Below are 21042 nucleotides of genomic sequence, written 5' to 3'. Positions count from 1 at the left end.
CAATTCATAATGACCAGGACGGAATTATATCATGCAGGCTAATGACATTACCTTTTTTCAGCGCTTTCAGGAGGACATCCTCGCCGGGCGCAAAACGATCACCATTCGCGATGCGGCGGAGTCGCACTTTAAGCCCGGCGATGTGCTGCGCGTCGGGCGCTATGAAGACGACGGCTATTTTTGCACCATTGCCGTAACCGCGACCTCTACGGTGACTCTCGACACGCTAACCGACCAGCATGCTCAACAGGAGAATATGACCCTCGGGCAGCTGCGTCAGGTCATCAGCGACATCTATCCCGGCGAGAATCAGTTTTATGTCATTGAATTCAAAATGCTTTAAGATAAGCAGGAACAGCTGTGAGTTGAAATAAAATTGTAACTTTATGATTTTAATGTATTTACAAATATACATCGTTTTATTTTAGCTAACAGGTGTTCACTGGAATCATTCTCAGTTACCCTAAGTGGGCAATGAAAGCGTTCTTGTTTTCACGGAGTCAAATATGGTGCGCAAACCATTAATCACTCAGGGATATTCTCTGGCAGAGGAAGTTGCCAACAGCATCAGTCACGGGATCGGGCTGGTGTTCGGTATCGTCGGCCTCGTACTCTTGCTGGTGCAGGCGGTGGACACTAACGCCAGCGCGACGGCGATCACCAGCTACAGTCTGTACGGCGGCAGCATGATTATGCTGTTTCTCGCCTCCACGCTCTATCACGCGATCCCGCATCAGCGGGCGAAACAGTGGCTGAAAAAGTTCGACCACTGCGCCATCTACTTGTTAATCGCCGGGACCTATACGCCGTTTTTGCTGGTAGGGCTGAACTCGCCGCTGGCGAAGGGGCTGATGATCGTCATCTGGAGTCTGGCGCTGCTGGGGATCCTGTTTAAGCTGACCATCGCGCACCGCTTTAAAATCCTGTCGCTGGTGACCTATCTGACCATGGGCTGGCTGTCGCTTATCGTGGTCTATCAGCTGGCGGTAAAGCTGGCGGTGGGCGGCGTGACGCTGCTGGCGGTCGGCGGGGTGGTGTACTCGCTCGGGGTCATCTTCTACGTCTGCAAACGCATTCCCTATAACCACGCTATCTGGCATGGCTTCGTGCTCGGCGGCAGCGTGTGTCACTTCCTGGCGATCTATCTGTACGTCGGCCAGTCCTGATAAACATCCCACGGTGGCGCTGCGCTTACCGTGGCTACGGTTATCTGCGGCCTGGAAATCCCACGGTGGCGCTACGCTTACCGTGGCTACGGTATTTGCAGTCAAGTAGCCCGGCTAAGGCGCGAGCGCCGCAAGCCGGGAGTCATAACGCTTTATTACGCGTCTTCCAGTGAATAGGGCAGCGGTTCGATGCGCAGGCTGCCGGCATCGTCGCGCACGCGGAAGATGCTGTCCGGCTCCATATCGTTATTCATCACCACCTGCACCAGCAGCTGGCCATCATCCAGCTGAACCGCCGCAAGCACCGTACCGGTGCGGCGCCAGTTTTCGCCCATCTTCAGCTCCAGATCTTCTCCGGCCTCCGGCACCCGGCTGGCGGTACCTGACAGCGTCCACAGCGCGCGCTTATTGGCGCCGCGGAATTTCGCCCTGGCGACCATTTCCTGGCCGGTATAGCACCCTTTTTTGAAGCTGATACCGCCCAGCGCCTGCAGGTTGGTGGCCTGCGGAATGAACTGCCCGCTGTTGGCGCTGTCGATAACCGGCAGACCGGCTTCAATATTCAGCGCCAGCCACTGCTGGCTGTTGTTGAGCTGCGCTTCGCCGCGCAGCGCGTCGGTGACGCGATTGGCGGTGTCGACATCGGTCACCAGCAGGAAGCGTTCGCCCGGGTGTTCAAACCACAGCAGGCTGGTGGCGCCTTCGCTAATCACCGGCGTCGCGGCGTCGGGCAGGGCGGCGAACAGCGGCGCCAGCGCGGCGCGCGCCTGGAAGCCGGCCACCCCCAGCAGAACCAGATCGTCGTTGGCGGCGATGGTGACTTTGGAGAAGACGGCATATTTTTTCAGCTCGGTCAGCTGCGCGTCGCGCAGGCTGCGGCGCTCAATCCACGCGAAGCCGCCGTCGCGGCGGAATACGCGCAGGTTGCTCCACATCTTGCCTTTGGCGTCACAGTGGGCGGCAAGCAGATGCTGGGCATCGGTGAGACTGCTCACATCGGCGGTAATCTGCCCCTGCAGATATTTTTCGCTGTCCGGTCCGCTAATTGTCGCCAGCGCCCAGTCATCCAGGGTCATCAGCGTTAACGGCAGACGAGCGGAAGAGGAAGGCTGACGCGGAGGAAAAGGTGTAAAAGCCATAGTCATATCCTGAATCGCTTAACGCAGTGTGTGTGACCAATGGTAAAAGAGCTATAGTGCATTGCAAGCGCTTTCAACAGGCCATTTGTGCGCTGACGTTTGGCGACGGCCTGACGCGGGAAAACAATAAGCCCATCATTATTTTATGGTTTTTATGGAAGGATGCTCGCATTCAGCGATATTCCTGTAAAGTTACGGCAGAAAACGGGTTAAACTAACCTATATTTTGCTGCAGGAAGGTCAACATGGACATTAACAATAAAGCACGTATCCACTGGGCATGCCGCCGCGGGATGCGCGAACTCGACATCTCCATCATGCCGTTCTTTGAGTATGAGTACGATACCCTCAGCGACGCTGACAAACAGCTGTTCATTCGCCTGCTGGAAAATGACGATCCGGATCTGTTCAACTGGCTGATGAACCACGGCAAACCGGCCGATGCGGAGCTGCAGCGGATGGTAACCTTAATTCAGACACGGAATCGGGAACGTGGTCCTGTGGCAATCTGATCTCCGTATCTCCTGGCGCGCGCAGTGGTTTTCCCTGCTGCTCCACGGCGTTGTGGCGGCGCTGGTGCTGCTGGTTCCCTGGCCGTTAAGCTACACCCCGATCTGGCTGCTGCTGCTGTCGCTGGTGGTCTTTGACTGTGTGCGCAGCCAGCGACGGATCCATGCCCGTCGCGGGGAGATAAAACTGCTCACCGATTCCCGGCTGCGCTGGCAAAACGCCGAATGGGAGATCCTCGGGACGCCGTGGGTCATCAACAGCGGTATGCTGCTGCGTTTGCGCCATGTCGATACCCGACGCGGTCAGCATCTGTGGCTGGCGGCGGACAGCATGGATCCCGGAGAGTGGCGGGATCTGCGCCGGCTGGTGCTGCAAAAACCGGCGCAGGAGTAAGCGGCGTCAGGAGAAGTGTTCGGCCATTTCGCCGAGGATCTGCTCGCACCAGCTCTGGATGCGCTCGTCGCTCAGGTCGTACTGGTTGGTTTCATCCAGCGCCAGGCCAACGAACAGTTGGCCATCAGCGATCACCGGTTTCGGGCTGGTGAACTCATAGCCTTCGGTTGGCCAGTAGCCGACAAACTTCACGCCTTTGGTCGCCAGCTTGTCATGCAGCATGCCCAGCGCGTCAAGGAACCATTCGCCATAGCCCAGCTGATCGCCCATGCCGTACAGCGCGACGATTTTGCCCTCCAGGTCCAGGGTGTCCAGCTGGTCCCAAACCGCTTCCCAGTCTTCCTGAATTTCGCCGAAATCCCAGGTCGGGATGCCGAGGATCAGTACATCGTACTGGCTCATCAGGGCGGGGGAGTCATCTTTCAGATTGTGCAACGTCACCAGCTCAGGGCCGATGATATCGCGGATTTTCTCCGCGGCCATTTCGGTGTAGCAGGTACTGGAGCCGTAAAACAGACCTATATTCATCGCGTAAACATCTCGATTCTTGCTGTGAATGGCGGGCAGTGTACCAGAAAGGCGTCCTCTTAAGGCATAATGAGAGCGTTTAACGAACAAAGAGGCCGATGTGAAACAGGATCTGGCACTAATCGAACAGTTTCTCGATGCCCTTTGGCTGGAGCGCAATCTGGCGGAGAATACGCTCAGCGCCTACCGTCGCGATTTGACGATGCTGGTGGAGTGGCTGCACCATCGCGGCCTGTCGCTGGCAAGCGTCGGCAGCGACGACCTGCAGGCGCTGCTGGCCGAGCGGCAGTCCGGCGGCTATAAAGCCACCAGCACCGCGCGCCTGCTGAGCGCCGTGCGTCGTTTCTTCCAGCATCTGTACCGGGAAAAAATTCGCCCGGACGACCCCAGCGCGCTGCTGGCCTCGCCGAAGCTGCCGCAGCGGCTGCCGAAGGATCTCAGTGAGGCGCAGGTTGAACGTCTGCTGCAGGCCCCGCTGGTGGAGCAGCCGCTGGAGTTGCGTGATAAAGCGATGCTGGAGGTGCTGTATGCCACCGGCCTGCGCGTCTCGGAGCTGGTGGGGCTGACGATGAGCGACATCAGCCTGCGCCAGGGCGTGCTGCGGGTGGTGGGCAAAGGCAACAAAGAGCGGCTGGTGCCGCTGGGGGAAGAGGCGGTACTGTGGGTGGAAAATTACCTCGAGTATGGTCGCCCCTGGCTGCTGAACGGCGTGGCGTCGGATGTCTTATTTCCCAGCCAGCGCGCCCAGCAGATGAGGCGTCAGACCTTCTGGCACCGGATTAAACACTATGCCGTGCTGGCGGGGATCGACAGCGAAAAGCTCTCCCCGCACGTGTTGCGCCATGCGTTCGCCACGCATTTGCTCAATCATGGCGCCGACCTGCGCGTGGTGCAGATGCTGTTAGGACACAGCGATCTCTCCACCACGCAGATCTACACCCACGTGGCGACCGAGCGTCTGCGACAACTTCATCAACAGCACCACCCGCGGGCGTGAGTGCTGAACAAAAGGACTGAGTATGAAAAAAGGTTTATTGATGTTCACCCTGCTGGCGGCTTCCCTTTCCGGGGCGGCGCATGCCGATAGCGCGGCAATTAAACAGTCGCTGGCGAAGCTGGGTGTGCAGAGCACCGATATTCAACCGTCGCCGGTTTCCGGGATGAGCACGGTGCTGACCGACAGCGGCGTACTGTATGTCACCGACGACGGCAAGCACATCATCCAGGGGCCGATGTACGACGTGAGCGGCGCGCAGCCGGTCAATGTCACTAACCAGCTGCTGCTGGGTAAACTGAACGCGCTGAGCAACGAAATGATTGTCTACAAAGCGCCGAAGGAGCAGCACGTCATTACCGTCTTCACCGACATCACCTGCGGTTATTGCCACAAGCTGCATGAGCAGATGAGCGACTACAACGCGCTGGGGATCACCGTGCGCTATCTCGCCTTCCCGCGCCAGGGACTGCAGAGCCAGGCGGAGCAGGATATGAAGGCCATCTGGTGCGCGAAAGATCGCAACAAAGCGCTGGATGACGCTATGAACGGCAAGGGCGTGCAGCCGGCGAGCTGCAGCGTGGATATCGCTAAACACTACACCCTTGGCGTGCAGATGGGCGTCAACGGTACCCCGGCGATGGTCCTCAGCAACGGCATGGTGCTGCCGGGCTATCAGGGGCCGAAAGAGCTGAAGGCGTTCCTCGACGAGCATAAAAAACAGACAAGCGGTAACTGATTCGCGTGAAACAACAGATACAACTACGCCGCCGCGAGGCGGTTGACGGCGTCGATTTACCCGCCGATCTGCCGCCGCTGCTGCAGCGGCTGTATGCCAGCCGCGGGGTGCGCAGCGCCCAGGAGCTGGAGCGCAGCGTCAAAGGCATGCTGCCGTGGACGCAGCTCACCGGCGTTGAAAAAGCGGTCGGGATGCTTCACGACGCTTTCCAGAAAGGGTTGCACATTGTCGTAGTCGGCGATTTTGACGCCGACGGCGCCACCAGCACCGCGCTCAGCGTGCTGGCCCTGCGCGCGCTGGGCTACGGCAACGTCTCCTACCTGGTGCCGAACCGTTTTGAAGACGGCTACGGCTTGAGCCCGGAAGTGGTCGATCAGGCCCACGCCCGCGGCGCGCAGATGATCATGACCGTCGACAACGGGATCTCGTCCCATGCCGGCGTCGATCATGCCCATGCGCTGGGGATCCCGGTGCTGGTGACCGATCACCACCTGCCGGGGGAGACGCTGCCGGCGGCGGAGGCCATCGTTAACCCTAACCTGCGCGATTGCGACTTTCCGTCGAAATCGCTGGCCGGGGTCGGGGTGGCGTTCTATCTGATGCTGGCGCTGCGTACCTTTCTGCGTGATAACGGCTGGTTCGATGCCCGCGGCATCGCCGCGCCGAACCTTGCCGAGCTGCTGGATCTGGTGGCGCTTGGCACCGTTGCCGACGTCGTGCCGCTGGATGCTAACAATCGTATTCTCACCTGGCAGGGGTTAAGCCGCATTCGCGCTGGCAAATGTCGGCCCGGCATTAAGGCGCTGCTGGAGATTGCCAACCGCGATCCGCAAAAGCTGGCGGCCAGCGACCTCGGTTTTGCCCTCGGGCCGCGCCTGAACGCGGCGGGGCGGCTGGACGACATGTCGGTCGGCGTCGCGCTGCTGCTGTGCGATAACATTGGCGAAGCGCGCGTGTTAGCCAATGAGCTTGACGCGCTCAACCAGACGCGCAAAGAGATCGAGCAGGGGATGCAGGCGGAAGCGCTAACGCTCTGTCAGCAGCTGGAACGCAGTAGCGATACCCTGCCCGGCGGGCTGGCGATGTACCATCCGCAGTGGCACCAGGGGGTGGTCGGCATCCTCGCCTCGCGAATTAAAGAACGTTTCCACCGGCCGGTGATCGCCTTTGCGCCCACCGGCGACGGTACGCTGAAAGGCTCCGGCCGCTCCATTCAGGGGCTGCATATGCGCGATGCGCTGGAGCGTCTCGATACGCTCTATCCGGGGCTGATCCTGAAGTTCGGCGGCCACGCGATGGCGGCAGGATTATCGCTGGAAGAGGCACGCTTTGAGGAGTTTCAGCAGCGCTTTGGCGAGCTGGTGACCGAGTGGCTGGATCCCGCGCTGTTACAGGGCGAGGTCGTTTCCGACGGGCCCCTGGCGGCGGCGGAGATGAGCATGGAAGTGGCGCAGATGCTGCGCGACGCCGGGCCGTGGGGACAGATGTTCCCGGAACCGCTGTTTGACGGCCGTTTCCGCCTGCTGCAGCAGCGGCTGGTGGGCGAGCGTCACCTGAAGGTGATGGTCGAGCCGGTTGACGGCGGCCCGCTGCTGGACGGTATCGCCTTCAACGTGGATACTTCCATCTGGCCCGACAACGGCGTGCGTGAAGTCCAGTTAGCCTACAAGCTCGACATCAATGAGTTCCGCGGCAACCGCAGCCTGCAGCTGATCATCGATCACCTCTGGCCAAATTGACAACAGTGTATGAATAAGGGCGCGAATCCGGTAGAATTCCGCTCTTATCACCGCATTTTGACAAATCCATTAAAAGAAACCGACCATGTTTGAAATAAATCCGGTAAAAAACCGCATTCAGGACCTCACGGAGCGCTCCGACGTTCTTAGGGGGTATCTTTGACTACGATGCCAAGAAAGAGCGTCTCGAAGAAGTAAACGCCGAGCTGGAACAGCCGGACGTCTGGAATGAACCTGAACGCGCTCAGGCGCTGGGTAAAGAGCGTTCTTCCCTGGAAGCCATCGTAGATACCCTGGATCAGATGTCCCAGGGGCTGGAAGACGTTGCCGGCCTGCTGGATCTGGCCGTGGAAGCGGACGACGAAGAGACCTTCAACGAAGCCGTCGCCGAGCTGGATACGCTGGAAGAGAAGCTGGCGCAGCTTGAGTTCCGCCGCATGTTCTCCGGCGAATACGACAACGCCGATTGCTACCTCGATATTCAGGCAGGCTCCGGCGGCACCGAAGCCCAGGACTGGGCCAGCATGCTGATGCGCATGTACCTGCGCTGGGCGGAAGCGCGCGGCTTTAAGACCGAGATCATCGAAGAGTCCGAAGGTGAAGTCGCGGGCATTAAATCCGTGACCATCAAGATCATTGGCGATTACGCTTACGGCTGGCTGCGTACCGAAACCGGCGTTCATCGTCTGGTGCGTAAGAGCCCGTTCGATTCCGGCGGCCGCCGTCATACCTCCTTTAGCTCTGCGTTCGTTTACCCGGAAGTTGAAGACGATATCGATATCGAAATTAACCCGGCCGACCTGCGCATCGACGTTTACCGCGCCTCCGGCGCCGGTGGGCAGCACGTTAACCGTACAGAATCCGCGGTGCGTATTACCCACATCCCGACCGGGTTGGTGACGCAGTGCCAGAACGACCGTTCGCAGCACAAGAACAAAGACCAGGCCATGAAGCAGATGAAAGCGAAGCTTTATGAGCTGGAGATGCAGAAGAAAAATGCCGAGAAGCAGGCGATGGAAGACAACAAGTCCGATATCGGCTGGGGCAGCCAGATCCGCTCTTACGTGCTGGATGACTCGCGTATTAAAGATCTGCGTACCGGGGTGGAAACCCGCAACACTCAGGCGGTGCTCGACGGCAGCCTGGACCAATTTATCGAAGCAAGTTTGAAAGCAGGGTTATGAGGAACCAACATGTCTGAACAACAAGCACAGGGCGCTGACGCGGCAATTGACCTTAATAATGAACTGAAAACCCGTCGCGAGAAGCTGGCTGCGCTGCGTGAGCAGGGCGTCGCTTTCCCGAACGATTTCCGTCGTGACCATACCTCTGACCAACTGCACGCTGACTTCGATGCCAAAGAAAACGAAGAGCTTGAAGCGCTGAATGTTGAAGTGGCCGTGGCTGGCCGCATGATGACCCGCCGTATCATGGGTAAAGCGTCCTTCGTCACCCTGCAGGACGTTGGCGGCCGCATCCAGCTGTACGTAGCGCGAGATGACCTGGCGGAAGGCGTTTACAACGACCAGTTCAAAAAATGGGATCTCGGCGACATCATCGCCGCCCGCGGTAAGCTGTTCAAGACCAAAACCGGTGAGCTGTCTATCCACTGCACCGAGCTGCGTCTGCTGACCAAAGCCCTGCGCCCGTTACCGGACAAGTTCCATGGCCTGCAGGATCAGGAAGCGCGCTATCGTCAGCGTTACCTCGACCTGATCTCCAACGATGAATCGCGCAACACCTTTAAAGTGCGTTCGCAGATCCTGGCGGGTATCCGTCAGTTCATGGTTGGCCGCGGCTTTATGGAAGTGGAAACCCCGATGATGCAGGTGATCCCGGGCGGCGCCTCCGCGCGTCCGTTCATCACCCATCATAACGCGCTGGATCTGGACATGTACCTGCGTATCGCGCCGGAACTGTACCTCAAGCGCCTGGTCGTGGGCGGTTTCGAACGCGTCTTCGAGATCAACCGTAACTTCCGTAACGAAGGGATCTCCGTTCGTCATAACCCAGAGTTCACCATGATGGAACTCTACATGGCCTATGCGGACTATAAAGATCTGATCGAGCTGACCGAATCCCTGTTCCGCACCCTGGCGCAGGACATTCTCGGCAACACCGAAGTGCCTTACGGCGACCAGGTGTTCGACTTCGGCAAGCCGTTTGAAAAACTGACCATGCGCGAAGCGATCAAGAAATACCGTCCGGAAACCGAGATGGCGGATCTGGATAACTTCGATTCCGCGAAAGCGATCGCTGAGTCTATCGGCATCAAAGTGGAGAAGAGCTGGGGTCTGGGCCGTATCGTGACCGAGATCTTCGAAGAAGTGGCGGAAGCGCACCTGATCCAGCCGACCTTCATCACCGAATACCCGGCGGAAGTTTCTCCGCTGGCGCGCCGTAACGACGTCAATCCGGAAATCACCGACCGCTTTGAATTCTTCATCGGCGGCCGTGAGATCGGTAACGGCTTTAGCGAGCTGAACGACGCCGAAGACCAGGCGCAGCGCTTCCAGGACCAGGTTGATGCGAAAGCCGCGGGCGATGACGAAGCGATGTTCTACGATGAAGACTACGTGACCGCCCTGGAGCACGGCCTGCCGCCGACCGCCGGTCTGGGTATTGGTATCGACCGCATGGTGATGCTGTTCACCAACAGCCACACCATCCGCGACGTGATCCTGTTCCCGGCAATGCGTCCGCAGAAATAATCGCGTCTTGTGAAATGCAAAAACCCGGCTTGCCGGGTTTTTTTATGTCTGACGTGAGGCCTGAAGGCTGGCGTAGCGCGGCTGGCGGCGTAAATGCCTTAACCGGGCTACGCAACAGCGCAGAACCGTCGGCCTGTGCAAGCGTAGCGCCGCCAGGCATTAATGACAGGCACAGGGCTGCGCCTGGCCTGGAGAATAGTCAGCTTACCCGCGCACACGCGCAACAAAGTCGGTCAGCGCCTGGCGAGCGTCCCGATTTTCCGCTTCCAGCACCATCCACGGGCTAAACGCCCACGGCGTGGCGGCCAGCGCGCTTAACATCGTTGCCAGGTCAACCCACTGATAATCCATGACTTCATCGTCGTTAGGCAGCACTTCGCTCACCACGCGCGCGGCATACACCGGGCATACTTCGTTCTCAACGATGCCGTTCGGGGCGACCGCCCGGTAGCGGAAGGCCGGGTGAACCGGCACGATGTCGGCGATCTCCACGCCGAGTTCGAAGCGACAGCGGCGCGTGACGGCCTGCTCGAAGGTCTCGCCCTGCTGGGGGTGTCCGCAGACGGAGTTGGTCCACACCCCGGGCCAGGCTTTTTTGCCCAGCGAACGGCGGGTGACCAGCAATTGACCCTGCTGATTAAACAACCAGCAGGAAAACGCGAGATGTAAAGGGGTATCAAGCGTGTGGGCGGCATACTTCTCCAGCATACCGGCAGGCTGATCCTGCTCATCCAGTAAAATGACGTGTTCCCCGGCCATGACGACTCCTGAAAATAAAAAATGACCCGGCACAAACCCGCCGGGTCATGTACTCAGGCCTCTAGGGTAGCCCATAAATGGGAGAAAGGCATTACCAAAACAAGCCCTGCAGTCCGCTCTGTGAGCGGCAACGCGTCATGGCGGGCAAACCCACCACGACGTGCGGCTCCAGCAGCAATCGCTGTTTGTCGCGGGCCGGATTCGATGGCAGGGGGGTATTGGTTTCGCCATCAGGGATGACGCCCTGCGCCGCGGACTGGTATGATATTCGCCCTGGTTGTGAGGTAAGTGGTTGTGTTAAGTGCAGGATGCCTGATGATGAAACGCGTTTATATGACACTGATGCTGGTGGTAAGCCTGGCGCTGGCCGGCTGCTCCAGCAACTCCGATTCCGGTACGACCTATACCGTCAAACGCGGCGATACCCTGTATGGCATCTCCCGCACCACCGGCACCAGCGTTCGCGATCTGGCCCGCCTGAATAATATCTCGCCGCCCTACACCATTGAGGTGGGGCAGAAGCTGAAGCTTAACGGCAGCAGTTCAACGAAGACAACGAAGAAAAAATCTTCCTCCACGCGCACGGCGGCGGTCACGCCTTCGTCCGCGGTACCTCAGTCCTCCTGGCCGCCGGTGGGACAGCGCTGCTGGCGTTGGCCGACCAGCGGCAAAGTGGTCCTGCCTTATTCCACCGCCGATGGCGGCAATAAAGGCATTGATATCGCCGGGACTCGGGGCCAGCCCGTGTACGCCGCCGGGGCGGGCAAGGTGGTCTACGTCGGCAACCAGCTGCGCGGCTATGGCAACCTGATCATGATTAAGCACAGCGAGGATTACATCACCGCCTATGCCCACAACGATAAGCTGATGGTGAATAACGGCCAGAGCGTGAAGGCCGGCCAGCAAATCGCCACCATGGGCAGTACGGATGCCGACTCAGTGCGTCTGCATTTTCAGATCCGCTACCGGGCGACGGCCATCGATCCGCTGCGGTATCTGCCGCCGCAGGGCAGTAAACCTAAGTGCTAAAAGGTTATTTTATCGCCAGTCAGCATCCGGCGGGCTTGTCACAGGGTGCGTAAGGGCTATAATGCTTCTCGCACCTCTTCGCGGGCGTAGTTCAATGGTAGAACGAGAGCTTCCCAAGCTCTATACGAGGGTTCGATTCCCTTCGCCCGCTCCAAACTCAAGTCTCCTGAAGTCTACCCAACTCAATCTTCCCTTGATAAATCAGCAGTTATAGCATTCTGTTAGTCTATTGAACTCCGACGGAGGACTCCTCTTTGGTTGCGGGATCGGCGTTTTGCGCTGCTGGCGCTGGAGTAGTAGCGTTTAGTGATATTTTCGCACTTATCCTGTTTCCGCAGGATGAGTGATTTTACGCAACCGGCTCGCGCTGACGACGACCGATACCGCAGAGGCCGCGGCGGCGCTCCACAGCGCAACATGAATTGACCTTTCATTTGCTGCCAGCAGAACGCCTACGGCGGCGGCTCCCAGGCACTGCCCGAAAGTGCGCATAATGGATAAAACACCGGACGCATAACTCGCGTGCTCACGAATAACGTTTGAGAGCATTTCCCGGTTATTGGGACTCTGAAAGCAGCCAAACCCTATTCCGCATACCAGACTTCGCAGGCAGATATCCCACATTGAAGGTCTGGCGGGTAACGTCGCCAGCAGGATCAAACCGACGACAAATATCACCAGCCCCAGGGTGGATATCGCCGGGGCTGATATCGTGTCCGCCCAACGGCCTGCATGCGGCGCAATCAGCACGATCCCTAACGGCCACGGCGTAAACAGCAGGGCAGACACTACCGGACTGTAGCCGTATTCGCTCTGAAACAGGAAGGGTAGCGCAATAAAGGTGATCCCCTGGCTGACAAAAGCAACCATCGATGTGAAAGCCGCGAGGGTAAAACGTTCATTTTTAAACATGCTCGGCGGCAGTAAGGGATGACCCGTACGGCGGATTTGCCAGATAAAAGCCATGCCGCTCAGCGCAGCGAGAGCCATCCAGCAAAGGCTGCCGAATTGAGAAGTAGCGTCCTGGAGGCTGTTCGCCGCCATGATCGTCGAACCCAACAGCAGCGCCGACAAAATGGCGCCCACGGTGTCGAAGGGCGCCTGCATACGGATCGCATCCCGCGGCAGCGCTCTGACCGCCAGCAGTAAGGCGAGGGTGCCGGGAAGAACGTTTATCGCAAACAGCCATTGCCAGCTCAGGGTGTGAAGGATCGTACCGCCCAATACCGGGCCGATAGCGGAGCTGGAGGCAATGAGCAGGGCATGGAACCCCAGAATGCGGCCAAGTAATCGTCCGGGAAATACGGACCTGAGTATTGCGGGGGCAATACTCAGCGTCGCCGCGCCGCCGATCCCCTGAAGCACGCGCATACCGATAAGCACTTCGGGCTTATTCGCCAGCGCGCAACCCAGTGATGTCAGGGTAAAGGTCGTCAGGCCCGCCAGAAATACGGGGCGATAACCCAGACGGGCCGCAAGCGCCGCGAATATCGCCAGCGTCATCGCAGCCGCCAGCAGATACCCGTTGGCGAACCAGACGGCAATACCGGCAGGTACCTGCATATCCTGAGCCATTGAGGGCAGGGCAATGTTGATCATGGTGCCATCAAACACGCCCATTAAGGTGGTGGTCATGATTGCGGCCATCACCCGTGCGCGCGCCGGGCCAGGCAGTCCTTCGTCGCCGGGTTGGCTGGAAAAGAGCGTCATCATTTGTCCTCTGGGAAGAGTGTATGGATGACAAAACTATAAAGATGGCTTTTACCGGGCGGAAGGCGCACTATTTTCACTTTATTGTTGCATCAAACGCCTTATCTTAATGTGCTGGGAGAAAGGGTAATGTCTGATCCCGATTTTAATTTGCTGGTAGCACTCGACATATTGCTGAGTGAAGCGAGTGTCGCAGGTGCGGCACGCCGTCTGAACCTCAGCACCTCGGCCATGAGCCGGACATTAAGCAGGTTACGCGATGTCACAGGAGACCCGATCCTGGTGCGCGCCGGGCGTAACATGGTACTGACCCCGTGGGCCGAAGCGACCCGGGATCGCGCCAGGCGTGCAGTGCACGAGGCCAGGGCGGTATTGCAGCCCTCAACGGAAACGTTCTGCGCGCGAAGTCTGGCGCGTCTTTTTACCATCAGGGCAAACGATGGTTTTGTGGTGGCGTTTGGGCCTGCGCTCATCGCAGCGGTTGCCGACGCCGCGCCGGACGTCTGTATACGCTTCGCGCCTAAGCCGGAAAAAACGTCGCGCTATCTTCGGGAAGGGCTGGTTGATCTGGAGGTTGGCGTTCAGAGTAATATGGGGCCAGAAATACGGCTGCAGCGACTGTTTGAGGATCGGTTTGTTGGCGTCGTGCGTAAAGGGCACCCGCTGGCTAAGCAGGCAGAAATAGGCGTGGGTGATTATGTCGCCTGGGGCCATGTGGTAGCGTCACCCGAGGGCGCGTTGCACGGATCCGTTGACGATACGCTGGCCGAACTGGGGACAAAACGTAAAATTGCGAGCATCGTACCGGGATTTCCGACAGCACTGTCCGTGGCGCTGGAATCGGATCTTATCGCCATGATACCCGCACTCTATTTACTCAATCAGCAGGTAACGGACCAGGTACACGTTTTCGAGCTGCCGTTCAAAAGCCGTCGTATTACGGTATCGCAGATGTGGCACCCAAGGATGGAACGCGACCCCGGTCACCGCTGGCTGAGAAAGCAAATTCTTGCGATATGCGGTGGGGGGAGGTCAGTCATGGCCTGACCAAATAGACATGTCCGCGCTACAGTCTCGCCACAGCGATCGCTGCTTTCAAAGGATGAGACTCATGACGGCATACGGAACGGAAATTTTCTCAATGAGCGCTCTGAACAGACTCACGATCGAAGTCTCCATACTTCGATAGACCGTTTATGTTTTTTCTGCGAAACCTAATCGAAAGCCCTCGTGGTACCTTTAAATTAACAATTAACGACGAATAAAGGACAGCTTCCCTGTCCTTTATTCTTTTTTATTCAGTTTTGCTCTCGCGCGCTCGCAATACCTCACCGACCACAGGAGCAGCGGTAAACGCATTTGGCCATCCCGCGTAGAACGCCGCCTGGGCAACCACTTCTCCGGCCTCTTCAGCCGAAAGCCCATTATCCATGGCTCTGTTTAGGTGGTAGCCAATCTGCGCGCTCTGTCCGGCGGCGATTAACGCGCTGACCGTCACCAGGCTTCTGTCGCGGGGCGTTAGCGCGGGTCGTTGCCAGAGGTCGAGAAACAGCGGGTCGGCGGTAAATTTAACCAGGCCAGGCGAAATGGGGCCGACATTTTTCTCCACGGTGTCTGCACGCTGTTTCTCTACCTGTTCATTGAGGGGCAGCAGCGTCGGCGAGGCGGCGGGAAGGGCCTCTGCCGTCACGCCCCTGGCTTCAAAGATGGCTTTCGCGACGCTGATGGCTGATATTGCATTGGGCCAACCTGAGTAGAACGCCAGATGGGTAATGATCTCTGATACTTCGGCTGGCGTCACGCCGCTATCGAGTGCAACTTCAATATAGTGCTTAAGCTCGCCAGGCTGGTTGCGGGCAATCAGCATGGCCACAGTCACTATGCTGCGGTCGCGGGCGGACAGGGCGTCACGTTGCCAGAGGTCGTTGCTGATGGCCTCGCGGCCGAAGCGCGCCAGCGCCGGGGAGACCGCGTGAATGTCAGCGTCCGCAAGGGTGAAAGCCCTGATTGATTTTCTGATAGCGCATACCGCGGCATAAAGGCTATTTTGCGTACGAAATGTCTGAAGGTGCCGGCCCTGTCTTTCCCTCTGCCTTAACCCTATACTCCCTGCGGATAAAGCGGTTTTTTATCGCGGCGCATGTTGCCGTGTAACGGCTTATCCCATCGTCCACGCGATGGGCGGGGAATTTCAATAAGGGAGAGGCAGCAATGGGCAGACGCTTAATGGTCTGTGTGTTCGCGCTGGTGGCGTTTTCAGCCACTGCAGCGCATGGCCATCACGGCCAGTCGGTAATATCGGGCGCCGACGGCGGCAACGGTTCGGACGGCGGCAGTAGCGATAACTCCTCGGGCAGGGCAGGGTGCCCGGGCGGCACCGATCCCGATAAGCACGGCCATTTTTTACCTGCCCGGGACCCGCGAAGCCTGCAATCCTGGCCCTCAGGATGCAGAGAAAGTCGGGTCTTCCCGCTAGCGTTCAGCTCAGATCGTGCAGCGCTTTGTCCAGCGGCGGGGAAAGCTGAATATCCCGAAATGTAACCGCCAGTCCGCCGCGCTCCGGTGAGCAGCACATGACGCCGGCTTTTACCGGGCCTGGCGGAAAGTAGCCGAGACGCAGCAGCGGCCAGCGCTCGCCGTCGGTCGAATACTGCAGCCTTAACGCATCGCCCTTGCGGGTCAGCCGCAGCCAGAAAGTGCGCGGGTCGCCGGGGAAAAGCCCGGTGGCCCAGTCGGAGTGGGTTAACGTCAGCACGCTGCCGATGGCCGGGGCATCGTCATTAAACTCAATCCCCGCCTTCAGCCAGGTCTGCTCGTCCGCCATCATCATCAGCCCGGCCTGGTCGTAAAGCGTGGTGAAATCCGCACAGATTTTTGCCTGCAGGGTAAAATCGCCCTCCACCTCAGCGGCATAAAGATGGCCGGAGAAGCGCTCGAAGCCATACCAGGTATGACGCCAGAAATCGGTATGCTTATCGGTGACCACCGTCAGGCCGTCGGTATCGCGGCGCCACTCGGCAGGTTCATTGATCCAGTGAAAGGACGGCTGCATGTTTCCTCCGGGACAGGCTTATAACAGCGTCTGCAGCGCGGGGGACGCCATGCTGGCCTCAAAGGGGATAATCTCCGTATGGGCGAGACCCAGCTGCTGGAAGGGATCCTGGCTCAGACGCGATTCCAGAATTTCCCGGCTGTCGCATTTCGCCAGAATCACCCCGCCGGTGCGGGGAATACGGCGGCCTGAGGTGAGAAAGAGGCCGTCAGCATAGCCTTTTTTGAGCCATTCGACGTGGGCGGGGATCGCGCTGTCAATCTCTTCGAGCGGTTTTATATACGTTAAAACAACCACATAAATCGTACTCATCCTGAAAACCCTGTCAATCCGATGGGATCTTCAGCCTGACACATTTCGATGATAGTTAAAAGAAAACGCGGCATTTTTGCGTGCTATTGAGCAGGAGGCACATGTCGCAACGGTATGGAGATTTATCGCGGCTGTGAAAAACACATATGTTTTTTCGAATGCATATTGATCTTTGTTCGTGGTCCCGTATGCTGTCCGTCACGCTTGAGGAGAAACCATGTCTTTATTGCCCCTGCAACTGTTCAAAAACCTCGCCGATGAAACCCGGCTGGGGATCGTGCTGTTGCTCAAGGCGCGGGGAGAGCTGTGCGTGTGCGATCTCTGTACGGCGCTCGCCCAGTCCCAGCCCAAGATCTCCCGCCATCTGGCAATGCTGCGGGAGAGCGGGCTGCTGCGGGATCGAAAACAGGGTAAGTGGGTCCATTATCGCCTCTCTCCGCAGATGCCGGCCTGGGCGGCGCAGGTGATTGAGCAGGCCTGGCTAAGTCAGCAGGACGAGGTGCGGCTGATGGTCAGCAGACTGACTGAGGTGCCGGGTTGTCGGTAAAAAATTTATCTTAACATATATGATTTTTCGAATGTGATTGGTGAGGGAACGATGTTGCTGGCAGGTGCGATTTTTGTCCTGACCCTGGTGCTGGTGATCTGGCAGCCGCGTGGGTTAGGGATCGGCTGGAGCGCGGGCTCTGGGCCGCGACGCTGGGCACCGGTATCCTGTCGGCCTTCCTCTCTTCGATCATGAATAATATACCCAGCGTGCTGCTCGGCGCCTTGTCGATCGATGGCAGCGCGGCAACAGGGACGATCAAAGAGGCCATGATATATGCCAACGTTATCGGCTGCGATCTGGGGCCCAAAATCACGCCGATTGGTAGCCTGGCCACGCTGCTCTGGCTGCATGTGCTGGCGCAAAAGCACATCACCATCGGTTGGGGGTATTATTTTCGCTGCGGCATCACCATGACCCTGCCGGTGCTGCTGGTAACGCTGGCCGCGCTGGCGCTGCGTCTCTCCTTCAATCAGCCATGAGAACGTGCTATGAGCATCACCATTTACCATAACCCTGAATGCGGCACCTCACGTAATACCCTGGCGCTGATCCGCAACAGCGGCGCTGAGCCCACCATTATCTATTATCTGGAGACGCCGCCGTCGCGTGATGAACTACGCCAGCTGATCGCCGCGATGGCGATCCCGGTGCGGGCGCTGCTGCGGCAAAACGTCGAACCCTACGATGCGCTGGGCCTGGCGGAAGACCGGTTTACAGATGACCAGTTAATCGACTTTATGCTCCAGCATCCGATCCTGATCAACCGTCCGATCGTGGTGACGCCGCGGGGCACCCGGCTCTGCCGCCCGTCAGAGGTGGTGCTGGAGATCCTGACGGCGCCGCAAAAAGGCGCCTTCGTGAAGGAAGACGGTGAGCGCGTCATTGATCGGACGGGGCAGCGTGTGAAATAGCGCGCAAAATGGCGCCGGCTGTAGCAGCCGGCAAGCCATGTGCATCCTGCCTCGCGGGAGGCTCTCCGGGTGTTAAACACTTGGATGGCTGAACAATATTCTCCCTTAGCGCTATTTCTGCCTCCTCAGCCCCGTTTCCCTTACTTTTCCTGTCGTTATATGCCCTGCCTGCACCGACGGTTTTTGTCCTTTGTTACTCAATCAACTTACTGTTTTTAATAAATAAAATTATGTATTCTTTACAATGGCATAATGTCAACGCCGTTTGCGCTTTTGCGAACATTAAATCTATAAAACTAGATGTTAGTCGACTTTTCATCTAAAAAGGGAAGGTAAGGGGCTGGACAAAACCACTGCATGGTTATCAAATGGTTAAAAATGCTTGTTCCTGATGTTAAGACAAACAAATTATAAATCGTCAGCCCGCTTTATACGGTTAACTTGCGCTGCGGTGCACCTTATCTGGAGAATTTATGCATTCCTCTGTTAATAAAAACGAAAGCCGTACCTTTTTCGGCCATCCTTATCCGCTGGGCTCCCTGTTCTTCACCGAAATGTGGGAGCGCTTCTCGTTTTACGGCATCCGCCCCTTACTGATCCTGTTTATGGCGGCGACGGTTTACGACGGCGGAATGGGGCTGGCGCGGGAGAACGCCTCGGCGATCGTCGGGATTTTTGCCGGCAGTATGTATCTGGCCGCGCTGCCGGGCGGCTGGCTGGCGGATAACTGGCTTGGCCAGCAGCGCGCCGTCTGGTACGGCTCGATTCTGATCGCCCTCGCGCACCTGTCGATCGCCCTGTCGGCATGGCTGGGCAACGACCTGTTCTTTATCGGCCTGATGTTTATCGTCCTCGGTTCCGGGTTGTTTAAAACCTGTATCTCGGTGATGGTCGGCACTCTGTATAAAAAAGGCGACGCGCGCCGCGACGGCGGTTTCTCGCTGTTCTACATGGGGATCAACATCGGCTCGTTTATCGCGCCATTGATCTCCGGCTGGCTGATTAAATCCCATGGCTGGCACTGGGGCTTCGGCATCGGGGGGATCGGGATGCTGGTGGCGCTGATCATTTTCCGTGTCTTTGCCGTGCCGTCGATGAAGCGCTATGACGCAGAGGTCGGCCTCGATTCCACCTGGAACAGCCCGGTGGCGAAAAAGAATGGCGTTGGGGCGTGGCTGCTGGCGCTGGCGTTGGGAGTGGCTGTGCTGGTCACGCTCATTAGCCTGGGCACGATCGTGATTAACCCGGTGGCGGTGGCCAGCGTGCTGGTCTATGTGATTGCCGCTTCCGTAGCGCTCTATTTCATCTGGCTGTTCGTCTTCGCCGGCCTGAACCGTAAAGAGCGGGCCCGCCTGCTGGTGTGCTTTATTTTGCTGGTCTCGGCGGCCTTTTTCTGGTCGGCATTTGAACAGAAACCGACCTCATTCAACCTGTTTGCTAACGACTATACCAACCGGATGATCGGCGATTTTGAGATCCCCGCGGTCTGGTTCCAGTCGATTAACGCCTTATTTATCATTCTCCTCGCCCCGGTATTCAGCTGGGCGTGGCCAGCGCTGGCGCGTAAAAACGTTCGTCCGGGCAGCATGACCAAATTCGTCATTGGCATCCTGTGCGCGGCGGCGGGCTTTGGCCTGATGATGCTGGCGGCGCAGAACGTCCTGAACAACGGCGGGGCCGGTGTGTCGCCGCTGTGGCTGGTGGGCAGCATCCTGATGCTGACGCTCGGCGAACTGTGCCTGAGCCCGATTGGCCTGGCGACCATGACCCTGCTGGCGCCGGAGAGAATGCGCGGCCAGATGATGGGGCTGTGGTTCTGCGCCAGCGCGCTGGGTAACCTGGCGGCGGGCCTGATTGGCGGTCACGTGAAGGCCGATCAGCTGTCGCTGCTGCCGGACCTCTTCGCCCGCTGCTCCATCGCGCTGCTGATCTGCGCCGCCGTGCTGGCCGTGCTGATTGTCCCGGTCCGCCGGATGCTGGAGAACAGTCAGTCCAGCGGCGCGCAAAAATCCGTCAGCAACGCCTGACGCGACCCCCAGGCCGGTCCCGCGGGACCGGCTTGTTTTTTGTCCAACCCCCGCCCCTGCAGTGCAAAATCCCCTTTTCTGAATGCGCGATGTCCCATAACGTGAGCGTGTTCTTTGAAATCACGTCGCTTTCCGGTCCATAGTGTAGTCAGGTTTACTATGTGGTTAATATAAGGACACACCTATGCCAGCAGTCATTGATAAAGCATTGGATTTCATTGGTGGTATGAATACGTCTGAGCCAGTACCACAGTCTATGGATGAAAGTACCGCGAAGGGAATTCTCAAATATTTGAAAGAGCTGGGCGTGCCAGCCAGCCCGGCCGACGTCGCTGAGCGCGGTCAGCAGCAAGGCTGGAGCGCCGGGTTTACCGACAAAGTGGCGGAGTGGGCTGAACGGGTCGCCGCCGGCGAACGGCTGGTGATTAAGCATCCGGAATTCTTTTCCACCTACATGCGGGAAGAACTGCGCGCCCTGGTGTAATCGCCGCGCATCAACCCCGCGTCTTCTGTTTAATGCCTTCCCCGGTGGGGAAGGCATTCTGGCTGATGACAAACCTGTTTCATTATTGTGCCCGCATTTCTGCCGGGTGGCGGCTTTCGCCTTACCCGGCCTACGAAAGACGACAATATCAACCCGTTATGCGGTTGGCCGTAGGCCCGCGCAAGCGCAGCGCCGCCGGGCAATCCCTGAAGACGGTTTAATGGCTTCCCCACCGGGGAAGGCATTCTGGCTGATGACAAACCTGTTTCATTATTGTGCCCGCATTTCT

General features: G+C 58.2%; 21 protein-coding genes, 1 tRNA gene and 2 pseudogenes. 17 read left to right on the top strand and 7 right to left on the bottom strand.

All coding sequences use genetic code 11. The annotated features are described in order from the left end of the window. Positions 1–31: 31 nt before the first annotated feature. Both yqfB and ABLV54_RS18875 read left to right on the top strand, forming a co-directional pair. Positions 32–343, top strand: coding sequence for a N(4)-acetylcytidine aminohydrolase (yqfB, locus tag ABLV54_RS18880; protein WP_080820267.1), 312 nt, complete (start codon positions 32–34; stop codon positions 341–343). Between the two features lie 163 nt (positions 344–506). Then, entirely contained in the window at positions 507–1166 is a 660-nt protein-coding gene (locus ABLV54_RS18875; RefSeq protein WP_008806429.1) for a hemolysin III family protein, read from the top strand. A gap of 155 nt (positions 1167–1321) precedes the next feature. On the opposite strand, the gene ygfZ is transcribed toward ABLV54_RS18875, so the two are convergent. Continuing rightward, complete coding sequence (ygfZ, locus tag ABLV54_RS18870; RefSeq protein WP_060590308.1) at positions 1322–2305, bottom strand: tRNA-modifying protein YgfZ; 984 nt, start codon at positions 2303–2305, stop codon at positions 1322–1324. Positions 2306–2550: 245 nt separating this feature from the next. Between ygfZ and sdhE the strand changes: the two genes are divergently transcribed. Together sdhE and ABLV54_RS18860 are read left to right on the top strand one after the other, a co-directional pair. Then, positions 2551–2817, top strand: a complete 267-nt coding sequence (sdhE, locus tag ABLV54_RS18865) for an FAD assembly factor SdhE (RefSeq protein WP_002916312.1) — start codon at positions 2551–2553, stop codon at positions 2815–2817. Continuing rightward, positions 2798–3208 carry a protein YgfX gene (locus tag ABLV54_RS18860; RefSeq protein ID WP_023290968.1) on the top strand — a complete coding sequence of 137 codons (411 nt, stop codon included), beginning with the start codon at positions 2798–2800 and terminating at the stop codon, positions 3206–3208. Before sdhE ends, ABLV54_RS18860 begins: the two co-directional genes overlap by 20 nt. A gap of 6 nt (positions 3209–3214) precedes the next feature. Here ABLV54_RS18860 and fldB read toward each other — a convergent pair whose 3' ends face one another. Continuing rightward, on the bottom strand, positions 3215–3736 hold the full coding sequence (gene fldB, locus ABLV54_RS18855) for a flavodoxin FldB (RefSeq protein WP_004205324.1): 522 nt from the start codon (positions 3734–3736) through the stop codon (positions 3215–3217). Between the two features lie 100 nt (positions 3737–3836). On the opposite strand from fldB, the gene xerD reads away from it, so the two are divergent. The 5 genes from xerD (at position 3837) to lysS (ending at position 9919) form a co-directional block, all read left to right on the top strand. Beyond that, positions 3837–4733 (top strand): site-specific tyrosine recombinase XerD, encoded by an 897-nt coding sequence (xerD, locus tag ABLV54_RS18850; RefSeq protein ID WP_101881387.1) that lies wholly within the window; start codon positions 3837–3839, stop codon positions 4731–4733. A gap of 22 nt (positions 4734–4755) precedes the next feature. Continuing rightward, positions 4756–5469 carry a bifunctional protein-disulfide isomerase/oxidoreductase DsbC gene (gene dsbC, locus ABLV54_RS18845; protein ID WP_002916301.1) on the top strand — a complete coding sequence of 238 codons (714 nt, stop codon included), beginning with the start codon at positions 4756–4758 and terminating at the stop codon, positions 5467–5469. 5 nt (positions 5470–5474) lie between these two features. After that, positions 5475–7208 carry a single-stranded-DNA-specific exonuclease RecJ gene (gene recJ, locus ABLV54_RS18840; RefSeq protein ID WP_032454029.1) on the top strand — a complete coding sequence of 578 codons (1734 nt, stop codon included), beginning with the start codon at positions 5475–5477 and terminating at the stop codon, positions 7206–7208. 85 nt (positions 7209–7293) lie between these two features. Beyond that, positions 7294–8392, top strand: a protein-coding gene (prfB, locus tag ABLV54_RS18835) for a peptide chain release factor 2 (protein WP_101862173.1) whose coding sequence is annotated in 2 segments (ribosomal slippage) — positions 7294–7368 and positions 7370–8392 — 1098 coding nt in all. Because the reading frame shifts where the segments join, the coding sequence is not laid out codon by codon here. A gap of 9 nt (positions 8393–8401) precedes the next feature. Next, on the top strand, positions 8402–9919 hold the full coding sequence (gene lysS / locus ABLV54_RS18830; RefSeq protein ID WP_008806422.1) for a lysine--tRNA ligase: 1518 nt from the start codon (positions 8402–8404) through the stop codon (positions 9917–9919). Between the two features lie 204 nt (positions 9920–10123). Here the strand turns inward: lysS and idi are convergent, their stop codons facing one another. Further along, on the bottom strand, positions 10124–10678 hold the full coding sequence (gene idi / locus ABLV54_RS18825) for an isopentenyl-diphosphate Delta-isomerase (protein WP_032454025.1): 555 nt from the start codon (positions 10676–10678) through the stop codon (positions 10124–10126). Between the two features lie 315 nt (positions 10679–10993). On the opposite strand from idi, the gene actS reads away from it, so the two are divergent. Together actS and ABLV54_RS18815 are read left to right on the top strand one after the other, a co-directional pair. Beyond that, a complete protein-coding gene (actS, locus tag ABLV54_RS18820; protein WP_064155574.1) occupies positions 10994–11707 on the top strand; it encodes an amidase activator ActS in 714 nt (237 codons plus the stop codon). Between the two features lie 80 nt (positions 11708–11787). Then, a tRNA-Gly gene (locus tag ABLV54_RS18815) sits at positions 11788–11861 on the top strand. 167 nt (positions 11862–12028) lie between these two features. On the opposite strand, the gene ABLV54_RS18810 is transcribed toward ABLV54_RS18815, so the two are convergent. Continuing rightward, positions 12029–13417 carry an MFS transporter gene (locus tag ABLV54_RS18810; protein ID WP_101881389.1) on the bottom strand — a complete coding sequence of 463 codons (1389 nt, stop codon included), beginning with the start codon at positions 13415–13417 and terminating at the stop codon, positions 12029–12031. Between the two features lie 129 nt (positions 13418–13546). On the opposite strand from ABLV54_RS18810, the gene ABLV54_RS18805 reads away from it, so the two are divergent. Next, positions 13547–14464 (top strand): LysR family transcriptional regulator, encoded by a 918-nt coding sequence (locus ABLV54_RS18805; protein ID WP_050533765.1) that lies wholly within the window; start codon positions 13547–13549, stop codon positions 14462–14464. A 247-nt stretch (positions 14465–14711) separates the two neighbouring features. Here the strand turns inward: ABLV54_RS18805 and ABLV54_RS18800 are convergent. The 3 genes and pseudogenes from ABLV54_RS18800 to ABLV54_RS18790 all read right to left on the bottom strand — a co-directional run. Beyond that, positions 14712–15413, bottom strand: a pseudogene (locus ABLV54_RS18800) (carboxymuconolactone decarboxylase family protein); the annotation flags it as partial. Between the two features lie 483 nt (positions 15414–15896). Then, complete coding sequence (locus ABLV54_RS18795) at positions 15897–16469, bottom strand: DUF1349 domain-containing protein (protein WP_102001901.1); 573 nt, start codon at positions 16467–16469, stop codon at positions 15897–15899. Positions 16470–16487: 18 nt separating this feature from the next. Beyond that, positions 16488–16781: a YciI family protein gene (locus tag ABLV54_RS18790; protein ID WP_072421857.1), complete on the bottom strand. Its 294-nt coding sequence runs from the start codon at positions 16779–16781 to the stop codon at positions 16488–16490. A gap of 217 nt (positions 16782–16998) precedes the next feature. On the opposite strand from ABLV54_RS18790, the gene ABLV54_RS18785 reads away from it, so the two are divergent. The 5 genes and pseudogenes from ABLV54_RS18785 (at position 16999) to ABLV54_RS18765 (ending at position 20753) form a co-directional block, all read left to right on the top strand. Then, positions 16999–17328 (top strand): metalloregulator ArsR/SmtB family transcription factor, encoded by a 330-nt coding sequence (locus tag ABLV54_RS18785; RefSeq protein ID WP_072421856.1) that lies wholly within the window; start codon positions 16999–17001, stop codon positions 17326–17328. Between the two features lie 134 nt (positions 17329–17462). Continuing rightward, positions 17463–17810: pseudogene (locus ABLV54_RS18780) on the top strand (ArsB/NhaD family transporter); the annotation flags it as partial. A 9-nt stretch (positions 17811–17819) separates the two neighbouring features. Beyond that, the gene (gene arsC, locus ABLV54_RS18775; protein WP_032454017.1) at positions 17820–18242 is read left to right on the top strand and encodes a glutaredoxin-dependent arsenate reductase; all 423 of its coding nucleotides are present in this window, start codon (positions 17820–17822) and stop codon (positions 18240–18242) included. A gap of 473 nt (positions 18243–18715) precedes the next feature. Further along, positions 18716–20269 (top strand): peptide MFS transporter, encoded by a 1554-nt coding sequence (locus ABLV54_RS18770; RefSeq protein ID WP_248860906.1) that lies wholly within the window; start codon positions 18716–18718, stop codon positions 20267–20269. Positions 20270–20453: 184 nt separating this feature from the next. Continuing rightward, complete coding sequence (locus ABLV54_RS18765; RefSeq protein ID WP_004205347.1) at positions 20454–20753, top strand: DUF1889 family protein; 300 nt, start codon at positions 20454–20456, stop codon at positions 20751–20753. Positions 20754–21042: the final 289 nt, after the last annotated feature.

Source organism: Klebsiella sp. JB_Kp042 (assembly GCF_040065275.1).
GTDB lineage: Bacteria > Pseudomonadota > Gammaproteobacteria > Enterobacterales > Enterobacteriaceae > Klebsiella > Klebsiella quasipneumoniae.
Note: the sequence above shows the minus strand (reverse complement) of the source record. Positions and strands in the feature narration are given on the sequence as shown.